We start from the raw sequence: 9,944 nt of genomic DNA, 5'->3' as shown, positions 1-9,944 counted from the left end.
GGCGGCCGGCCGCCCTTGGGCCAGGAGCAGAGCAGGAGCCCGCGTTCGTCGTTGAGGGCGTAGGTGCGCTGGGCGCTGGAATAGTCCGAGAAGTCGGTTAAAAAATTGTACTTATAGATCGATCCCAGGGTGGTCTTGAGCCGGTCCTCCGGCAGGAACCGGCCCAGCCCGGCCACCATGGCCAGCCACTGGCCGAGCAGCTGGTCGGACAGGCAGCCGTCGCCGTACTGGTACTTCTTCTCCATGACCTTGTCGTATTTCTGGATATAGTACTCGCCGTTCCAGAGCGTCGCGTCGAAGGCCTTGCGGCCCTTGTCCAGGAGCGCGGCACAGGCTTTAGCCGTGGCCGGGTCGCCGACGGCCTCGGCCATGCGCGAGGCGGCCTGCAGAGCGCCCAGGTAGAAGGTGCCCATCATGCTGTTGGGGCCGTAGAACTCGATGTCGTAGGTGTTGTGCTGCTCGCCCTCGATCAGGCCGTCCTTGTCGGTGTCCCAGTGCGCCCAGGTGTAATCCAGCACTTTGAGCACCTTGGGCCAGAGCTTCTTGAGGAAGGCCGTATCGCCGGAGATCTGCCAGTCGCGGTAGAGGTTGATGATCTTGCCCAGCGAGCCGTCGGCCGCCGGCTTGAAGTCCCAGAAGAAGCCGGTGCTTAGAGGCAGGCTGGTCCGAAAGACCATCCCCCCGTCGTCCTTGGTGTTGACCAGGAAGTCGGTCTCGCGCATGAACCGCTCCAGGCTCGGGTAGAGGAAAGCCAGCGACTGCTCGTAGTTCCAGACGTGGCCGCAGTTCAGCGGGCAGCACCCTCCCTGATCGTTGCAGCCTTCGAAAGCGAAGAACTGATTGCCTTTCAACAGGAAGCAGGTCGTGGTCCGGATGATGGCCGCCTGCGAGGTCAGGGCGTCGAGGACGAAGGGCGGGAGCGTCGAGTCGTAGAAGACCTCATGGAAACGGCGCGTCTCGCGCTCCAGGGAGACCAGGTTCTTGTCCAGGTACTCGGCCGCCGCCCACGAGTCGGCAAAGCGAGTGGCGTATTGATTGAGGAACTTCTGGCCGCGCTGGGTGCGGACGACGTCGAAGTAGTCCAGGAAGTTGGGGAAGCTCCAGGAAAGATAGAAGGGCAGCACGACCTCGCCGAAGGGCTCGATCACGGCCTTCAAGCCGAGCGTCCCGACGTCGCTGCGGCCGTCAGGCGAGGGCGAGGCGTCTTCCTCGTTCTTGAGCACGCCGTCGGCAGCAAAGTCGTCCCAGAAGATCTGCAGGTCGTCGAACCACTCGCCGCGGACCCAGTGGGAAAGATAGGTGATGTCCTTCCAGGGGGTCGTCAGGGCCAGATTGCCGAAGGCGGCCGTCTTCGGATCGGCCTTCTTGGAGCTCATGAACAGGCCGTTCAGGGCGCCGCCCTTGCGCATCTGGTTGACGTTTCCGCCGAGCTGGGCATGGTCCACACTGGTGATCTTGCCCGCACCGTCAAATCCGACCGGGTTGAAAAGAGATCCGGCCACGGTCACTTGGACCTTCTTGGCGCTTAGATTCTTGATCCGGTAGCGCAGGACAGCCGCCGGAATGCTCGATTCCTCGACGTTGAGGGGCAGAAACGGGTTGAAGGCCTCCAGGGTGATCTTGAGCGGCAGCTTGGAGTCCTCCATCTCGACCGCGGCGAAAGGATACTCGCCGATGAAGCGGGCCTTCTCCATGCGCGGCAGGCCGGGCACTTGGGATCGGTGCAGGCCGTCCCCGCCCGTGAAGGGCGGCTGCAGGCGCCCTTCCAGGACCCGGACGACGGGCTTCTCCCCTTCCGGCCGGCAAAAGAGGGCGAAGAACGTGAACGGCAGGTCCACGCCCTTGTCCGGGCGGTTGAAGATCTCCCAATCGCGCAGGTTGCCGCGGCCGCCGAGAGAGACGGTGCCGGTGCCGATGCCCCCCAGCGGGAAGGCGACCTCCCGCAAGGCCTGGCCTTCGAAGGTGCGCGGTTTGCCGAGGCCGTAAAGCTCTTGGTTCGAATACGGAGTCTTGGACGGGGTTTGACCGGCGGCGATGGCGAGGCCGGACGCGATCGTCAGGGCCAGGACGAAACAGAGCGCGAGGCGGCGGGAAGGGCGTTGGAACATGGTCTCTCTCCCTTGGGCGATGGGTAGCGAACGGACTATTCCTAATCCGGGCCGGGGAAAAAGTCAATCCGAACGAGTCAAAGAAGCCCTCTTCGCTGCATGGTCGGCCGCCGGTTGGGGCCGATCAAGCCGGGGAGGCGGATTCCACTTCGCGAAAGGTCAGAGTGAAAGCCGTCCCGTTCGTTCGGTCCAGCTCGATCGTCGCATTCAATTGGCCGGCCAGCAGGTTCACGATCTGAAGACCCAAGCTATCCGACTTGCGAAAATCCAAGTCCTCCGGGAATCCGATCCCATCGTCCGCGACTCGAATGACGATCAAGTCGCCCGGCCCGTGCTTCAACCCGATCCGGATGACGCCGGCCCGGTTCTGCGCAAAGGCATGCTTGAGAGCGTTGGAAATCAGCTCATTCAGGAGCAGCCCGCAGGGTATGGCCGAGGTGATGCCCAGGGTCGCTTCCTCAAGATCCGTTTCCAGCCGAACAAGGCCGGGCTGGGGCCGGTAGAAATGGACCAGATGGATGGCCAGGCTATTGAGATACCCGCCCAAATCGATCCGGGAGAGATCGGCGGATTGGTAGAGCTTTTCATGGACGAGACTGATGGCGCGAATTCGCGCCTGGGCCTCTTTGAGGATGGCCCGGCCGTCTTCGTTAAGCGTATGCCCGGCCTGGAGGTTGAAGAGGCTGGAAATGACCTGCATGTTGTTCTTGACCCGGTGGTGGACCTCCCGGAGCAGGACCTCTTTTTCCCTCAACGAGGCCCGAATCGACTCCTCGGCCTGCTTCATGCTGTCGATATCCGTGCACGTACCGAACCATTTTATGATTTTCCCGGCGGCGTCGAGATTGGGCGTGCCGCGAATCAACCACCAGCGATAAGCTCCATCGGCGCGGCGCAAACGGCATTCGAGCGAGTAGAGGGCGCCGAAATTTGTCGCGTTTTGCCAGGCCTCCCAGGCCCGCTGCCGATCATCAGGATGGAACGGTTTGTTCCAACCGTGGCCGTAGCTCTCCTCCAGCGTTTGTCCCGTATAATCCACCCACTGCTGATTGAAATAGATATTCCAGCCGTCGGGCCGGGTAATCCAGACGATCTGCGGCATCGATTCGGCCAGCGAATGGAATTCCTTTTCGCTTTCCCGCAGCACGTCTTCGATCTTCTTTCGAGAGGAGGCATCCGTCAGCAAAACCAACCGGCTCGTGGGATGGCCGTCACGATCAGGCACAAGAGAAACGCTCAGATTATAGGTCCCCGTCTCACCGCCTCGTTCCAGGATGATTTCCCGGTTGGACACGAGCGTTGGGTCGGCCAAGTCAATTTGGTCGGGCCATTGAGGTAGAATTTGTTTTACCGACAGGCCCCGGACCACCGAAATCTTGCAACCTAATAATTGTTCCGCCGCGGGGTTCAAATCCAGGATTCGGTCCCATTTATCCAGCACGAGTATGGAATCGTTAATGCGTTCAAAAACGGTATCATGGGCCAGAGGAATGACTTTGTGGAGTTGGAATCGGGGGAGATTCCAAATAAGCAATAAGCCGCCGACAAAAGATGCCCACGGCGTTAAGCCGATCGACAGCTTCAAAGAGCTGCTCAAGCCGAGCGTTTCGACCAAAGCGGCCAACATCGGAAGCGCGACGGCCATCAGCAAACCCACGGATTCCCGGGTTCGACCATGCTGCCGGTGGATGACTTTCTTGATAAGCAGAAGACTGCCGGAAAGAGTCAGAGCAAAGACATAGGCCATGCCGATCCAATAAACGATGCCGTAGGCAGGCTGAAGCGGCAAATATGGATTAACGCCGTCCAGGCCCGGGCGGCCCCAGATCAGGTGGTGGAGAGGATTAGTCCAGATCCCCACGATAAGAATGCCCGGCATGAGGCCCAAAAGCCGGTAGACGCGCACGGTCAGCCATTTTTTCGATCCGCTATGGTGAATAATATACAGCCACCAGAACGTGATGGCTACGGTTCCCCAGAAGAGCTGGGCGCCCATTAAATAACTCTTAACGGCGGCAACCGGCAGTCCTATCTCGATGGCGTGCGACAGCATCCACAACGCGCACGCCAGCAGAAGCGTGGATCCGAAAAGCCTCGCCCTCCGGTTCAGCTCTCGCCAGGGAAAATAAATGGCCAGAACGAGGATACTGGCCGAAGCGATGACTTCGGCGATGACGCCAAAGGACCACTTCCATAACATGATCTAAGCCCCCCCTAAGTCATCGGCCATGAGTCCCCTTCTTGTGCCCTTAGGATAGCCCAGGGCCAATGAAAGTGCAAATCGGCCCGCGGGAATCCCGGCCGCGCCGCTCTCCGGCAGGCCGGCCGGACGGGAAGGATGGAAAGGGTGGTGGACGTTGGGGGACTCGAACCCCCGGCCTCCGCATTGCGAACGCGGCGCTCTCCCAGCTGAGCTAAACGCCCACCCCAAGGGGACCTCACTTTAGCATGTTTGGGGGGCTTTTTCCAGCCTGATCCTCCTCCTGATCCTCCTCCCTGCCCGCCGCGGGCGGGTTCGAATATGCATCCGGCGTTATTTGCACCGCCGCGCAGCGTTCGTCTATAATGAGCCCACCAATCAAGCCCTCGGGAGGCAGCCATGGGAAAAACCGCCAAATTCGCCATTGGGGTCGTCGTCGTTCTGCTCGGCATCTTCCTCGTCGTCCGGGCCGCGCCGGCGCAAAAAAAGACCTACGACTTGTTCGAGACGCCCAAGCGATGCGCCCAGTGCCACAAGGAGATCTTCACCGAGTGGAAATCGGCCATGATGTCCCAGGCCTACACCCATCCCTGGGACGAGATCGAGTACTTCAAGCTGGCCGTGCCGCAAGCGAACAAGGACCCCAAGGTGGCCGAGGTTAAAGCCGGCTGCAACGGCTGCCACACGCCGGCCGCGTTCTTTATCGGCAACACGCCGCCGCCCCTGCCGTCGGCCAACAGCCGGGCCAACGAGTCCGTCTCGTGCGACGTCTGCCACACGATCTCCGGCTTCCAGGGCGACACGCCGTTCAACTTCAACTACGTCCTGAACCCGGGCAAGGTCAAATACGGTCCGCGGGAAGGTGCCGTCTCGCCCTTCCATGAAACTAAATACTCGGACTTCGTGAAGTCGCCCGATTTCTGCGGCACCTGCCATAACGAGAAGAATCCCTTCGGGCTGTGGGTCAAATCCACCCACCTGGAGTGGAAAGAAGGCCCCTACAGTAAACAGGGCGTGCGCTGCCAGGACTGCCACATGTGGCGCTTCCCCGGCCAGAGCGCCGACATGGGTCAGCCGCTCCCCGACATGGCCCACCACAATTTCCCCGGCGGCCATGTCCCGGCCAAGGTAAGAGGTGTCGTCGAGCTCAAGGTTTATGCCGATGCCGACGACTACGCCCCGGGCGACAAGGCGGTTATCCGAGTCCATCTCTACAACGCCAAAACCGGCCACAAGTTCCCGACTGGCTCGGTCGAGGACCGGCAGCTTTGGCTCGAAGTCCACGCCGTCGATGCCAAGGGGAACCGCTATCCCCTGCCCGTGGACAAGAAGGGTTTTCCGGGCGAAGAGTACACCATCTCGTCCAACGCCCTCGCCTACCAGGACATGGGCGACATGATGATGGACGTCCCGGGATTCGCGGGCGTCAAGCGCGACGACATCGAGGAGGGCCACCGCGTCTTCCGCATGGCTTATTTCGATCCCAAGGGCCGCATGACCATCGGCCAGTGGAACACGGCGACGCAAGGGACCGACTACCGGATCGGGCCGCGCGAGACCAAGATCGAAAACTATACTTGGATTCTTCCCCAAACCCTGCCGGAAGGGACGCTGCGCTTCGAGGCCAAGCTCAACTATCGCCTGCTGATCAAAAGCGTGGCCGAATTCCTCAAGGTGCCGGCCGACGAATACGAGATCAAGGAAGTCAACGCGGGCGAAGCTGAAGTCAAGGTTATCTACTGAAGGACGTGCCATGAAAAAGCTCTGCCTGCTCGCCCTGTCCCTCGTCGCGCTGGTCCAGGCGGCAGCGGCCATTCCCGCCTTCGCCCGCAAGTACGGCTACTCCTGCGAGGTTTGCCACGCACCGGTGCCCCGGCTTAAGGCCTTCGGGGAGCAGTTCATGGACAACGGTTATCGTATCCCGGACAAGGAGCCCCCGCGAGCCACCGTGGACACGGGCGACCCCCTGCTCCTCCTCCAGCGGGAGCTGCCGTTGGCCATGCGCTTCGACGGCTTCCTGGCCTACGCCCCTAACAATCCCGCGGCCAAGTCCGACTTCCAGTCCCCTGTGGCCATGAAGATTCTGAGCGCCGGCAACCTCTCGGACAAGATCTCCTACTACACCTACTTCCTGATGTCCGAGGATGCCAAGATCGTCGGGTTGGAGGATACTTATTTGAGCTTTCGCGGCGTCTTCGGCCTGCCGGTCGACATCGTCTTCGGACAGTACCGCATCACCGACCCGGTCAAGCCGTCCGAAACACGCCTGACCGCCGAGGGCTACGCCATCTTCGGCTTCCGGGTCGGCGACAGTCGGATCAACCTGTCTTATGATCGGGGGATCATGGCCTCGACCGGGACGGCCTTCGGGACCGACGTCATGCTCCAGCTCGTCAACGGCAACGGCATCGACGAGCAGGACATCTTCGACTCCGACAAATACAAGAGCTTCGTCTACCGCGTCGCCCAAAGCTTTTGGAAGGACAACCTCCGGCTCGGCATCCTCGGCTACAGCGGCAAGGAAGCGGGTGCCAACGGGTTGACCAACAGCGTCTCCTATTTCGGACCGGACCTGCGGCTACGCCTGCCGAAGATCGAACTCCTGCTCGAGTATGTCCGCCGGACCGACTCGAACCCGCTCTTTCTAACGGCGGCCGCGGGGGCGACGACGGACGCCTTCCTGGCCGAGGCCATGGTCAGCCCCTGGGGAGAAAAGGGCCGGACCTTCTTCACCTTCGCCTGGAACAAGGTCGATTCGAGCTTGGAGGCGGCCAGTTGGAACGGCCTGACCGTGAACGTGAATTATTTGCTGCGGCGCAACCTCAAATGGGTGGCCGAATACACCCACGATCTTCTCCGCGACAACCACCGGCTCCTGACGGGTATCGTGACCGCGTTCTGACCGGGGTCCTACTCGAGCCGGAAGTCTTGTTCGCGGAACAATCGCAAACACGCCGAAACAGCGTCCGAATCATAGAGCAGGCCTTTGTTTTTTTCGATCTCTTCAAGCGCGGCCTCGATGCCGACGGCGGGGCGGTACGGCCGATGCGAGGCCATCGCCTCGATGACGTCGGCCACGGCCAAAATGCGAGCATCGAGGAGGATCGCCTCGCCTTTCAAGCCTTGAGGATACCCGGACCCGTCCAACCGCTCATGATGCTGCCGGGCCATTTCGGCGATCGGCCAGGCGAAATCGATATCCCTGAGGATGTCATAGCCGATTTGGGCATGGGATTTGATCAGATCGAATTCGACCTTTGACAGCCGAGTCGGTTTGCTTAATATTTCGGCGGGAATGGCCAGCTTCCCGATGTCGTGAATGACTCCGCCCACACGGATGCCTTCCACCCGGGCCGGGGCCAGCCCCATTTCCCGGGCAATGGACTGGGCCAGCCGCCCCACCCGCCGCTGGTGTCCGGCCGTGTAAGGGTCCCTGATTTCCGAAACAGCGGAAAGGACATGGATGGTCCCGTTGAGGGCCTTGCTCAGGCTCGCGAGGGATTCTCGCAGCTCCTTTTCGGCTTTTTTTTGCTCTGTGATGTCCTCGGATATGCCCAACAAATATTTGGCCGTCCCATCCGCTCCGAAAATAGCCACTTTTTTCGTGTGCAGCAGCCGTAGGCCTTTCTTGGCCGTCAGAATAGGTTCCTCCGGGATGTCGACAACGCCGTGTTCAATCATCGCCTCCCGGTCCCTGGCCATGAACTGGGCAGCTTGTTCGGGCGGGAAGAGGTTCAAGTCGCTCTTGCCGAGCAGGGCCTTGCGGTCGTAGCCCAAAAGCTCCTCGCCGGCGCGATTGAAGACAACGAATTTCAGGTCAGTCGCCTCTTTAAGAAAAACCATAAGAGGAACATGTTCCACCACCGTATCAATGAGGGCTTTCTCCTCCTGGAGCTCCACCGCCACCCGCTTACGCTCGTACCGCTCGCCGGCGGCGCGCAATTCCCGATCGATGGCAGGACCCAGGCGCCCCAGCCGATCTTTCATAATGTAGTCGTTCGCGCCGGCCCTCATCGTTTCGACGGCGGTGTCTTCACCGATGGTCCCTGAGACGATAATCAGAGGCAGGTCTAAACCGAGCCCCCGCACTAATTCGATCGCCCGCAGTCCGCTGAACTCCGGCAGGCAGTAGTCGGCCAGGATGATCTCCCAACCCTGGTCGATCTGGGCCAGAAATTCCGTCTCCGTTTCGACCCGTTTCCACTCCGGATCGTATCCGGCGCGGCCCAGCTCGTGCAAAGCCAGCTCGGCGTCGACGGGGCTATCCTCCACCAGAAGAACCTTGAGCTTCGTCGGCATCGGTCGGCCTCCTCCTTCTCCCTGATCTTCGGTTAGGGCGTCGGGGGCTGGTTCAGCAGCAGCCAATAACAGCCGATCTGCCTCACCGCCTCGGTGAATTGATCGAACTCGACGGGCTTGACGATGTAGCTGTTGATCCCTAGCTTGTAGCCGGCGACGACATCGCGTTCCTCGCGCGAGGAAGTCATAATGACCACGGGCAAGGTGTGCGTCCGCTGGTCGGCGCGGATTTGACGAAGAACCTCGAGTCCGTCCACTTTCGGCAGCTTCAAGTCGAGCAAGACCACTTTGGGCGTCAAGCCGGCGTCCCGGCCTTGATAGGCGCCCCGGCAAAAGAGGAAGTCAAGCGCCTCCTCGCCGTCGCGAACAATATGGATATTGTTGGCCAGATTATTCTTGCGGAGCGCATGCAGCGTTAATTCCACGTCGCTGGGATTGTCTTCCACCAGTAGGATCTCGACGGGATGCGTATTCATGACTGGGCTCCTTCGAGCGTGAAAAAGAACGTTGCGCCTTGGTCCGGTTTCCCTTCCCCCCAGATGCGCCCGCCGTGACGGTGGATGATCCGCTGGACGATGGCCAGCCCGACCCCCGTACCTTCGTAGGCCTCCGACGAATGCAGCCGCTGGAAAACGCCGAACAGCTTGCCGACATAGCGCATATCGAATCCAGCGCCGTTATCGCGAATGAAGTACACGGTCTCCCCGTCACGGCGATAAAAACCGACCTCGATGACCGCCGGATCCCGCTTGCGCGTGAATTTCAGGGCGTTGGAGAGCAGATTGACAAAAACCTGCTTCAGCAACCCGCGATCGCCTTGGCAGGCGGGCAGATCGCCAATGGTCATCTGGATCGGACGTCCGGGCGGCCCGCTGTCAAGCACCTCAAGCGCTTCGCGGGCGAGCACGGCCGGATAGACCGGACTCTTGGCCATCGCCTGCCGGCTGAACCGCGAGAACGAGAGAAGATCGTCCACCAGTCGGCCCATCTGAAGCGTATTCGAAAGGACGAGATTGAGGTAGCGTTGGACCTCCGCGGGCAGCTGAGATGCGTGCTCGTCGACCAGGATGCGCGAGAAGCCGAGCACCCCCCGCAACGGCGCCCGCAGGTCGTGCGACACCGAATAGGTAAACGCCTCAAGCTCTTGGTTGGCCGCTTCGAGCTCTTTGCGGGTCTTCTCCAAGCCGGCTTCAATTTCCTTGCGCTCGGTGATGTCTTCGATGGCCAGAAGGATGATCCGCTCCTTGCCGTACACTCTCTGAATCTGCCGGGCGTTTAAAAGCATGATGCGACGGCCGACGCCGATAAAATCATGCTCCACTTCATAGTTTTCAAAA

The 9,944-nt window shown here is 60.6% G+C and carries 7 protein-coding genes and 1 tRNA gene; 2 read left to right on the top strand and 6 right to left on the bottom strand.

Translation table 11 applies throughout. The features are described 5' to 3' along the window. From NTZ26_09615 to NTZ26_09605, 3 genes are all read right to left on the bottom strand, one after another. The coding region (locus NTZ26_09615; protein MCX6560757.1) for a GH116 family glycosyl-hydrolase at positions 1-2,108 on the bottom strand (2,108 nt) is incomplete at its 3' end. Between the two features lie 124 nt (positions 2,109-2,232). Continuing rightward, positions 2,233-4,308, bottom strand: coding sequence for a PAS domain S-box protein (locus NTZ26_09610; GenBank protein ID MCX6560756.1), 2,076 nt, complete (start codon positions 4,306-4,308; stop codon positions 2,233-2,235). 148 nt (positions 4,309-4,456) lie between these two features. Continuing rightward, positions 4,457-4,532 (bottom strand) — tRNA-Ala (locus NTZ26_09605). A gap of 175 nt (positions 4,533-4,707) precedes the next feature. On the opposite strand from NTZ26_09605, the gene NTZ26_09600 reads away from it, so the two are divergent. Both NTZ26_09600 and NTZ26_09595 read left to right on the top strand, forming a co-directional pair. Further along, positions 4,708-6,051 (top strand): multiheme c-type cytochrome, encoded by a 1,344-nt coding sequence (locus tag NTZ26_09600; protein MCX6560755.1) that lies wholly within the window; start codon positions 4,708-4,710, stop codon positions 6,049-6,051. Positions 6,052-6,061: 10 nt separating this feature from the next. Then, the gene (locus NTZ26_09595) at positions 6,062-7,210 is read left to right on the top strand and encodes a hypothetical protein (protein MCX6560754.1); all 1,149 of its coding nucleotides are present in this window, start codon (positions 6,062-6,064) and stop codon (positions 7,208-7,210) included. Positions 7,211-7,218: 8 nt separating this feature from the next. On the opposite strand, the gene NTZ26_09590 is transcribed toward NTZ26_09595, so the two are convergent. The 3 genes from NTZ26_09590 to NTZ26_09580 form a co-directional block, all read right to left on the bottom strand. Beyond that, positions 7,219-8,607 (bottom strand): HD domain-containing protein, encoded by a 1,389-nt coding sequence (locus NTZ26_09590; protein ID MCX6560753.1) that lies wholly within the window; start codon positions 8,605-8,607, stop codon positions 7,219-7,221. 32 nt (positions 8,608-8,639) lie between these two features. After that, positions 8,640-9,083 (bottom strand): response regulator, encoded by a 444-nt coding sequence (locus NTZ26_09585; protein ID MCX6560752.1) that lies wholly within the window; start codon positions 9,081-9,083, stop codon positions 8,640-8,642. Next, positions 9,080-9,944: ATP-binding protein (locus NTZ26_09580; GenBank protein ID MCX6560751.1), on the bottom strand; the 865-nt coding region annotated here is incomplete at its 5' end. The genes NTZ26_09580 and NTZ26_09585, both read right to left, overlap by 4 nt.

It is taken from the genome of Candidatus Aminicenantes bacterium (assembly GCA_026393855.1).
Classification (GTDB): Bacteria; Acidobacteriota; Aminicenantia; order Aminicenantales; family UBA4085; genus UBA4085.
This window is presented reverse-complemented; position numbering and strand designations above follow the sequence as displayed.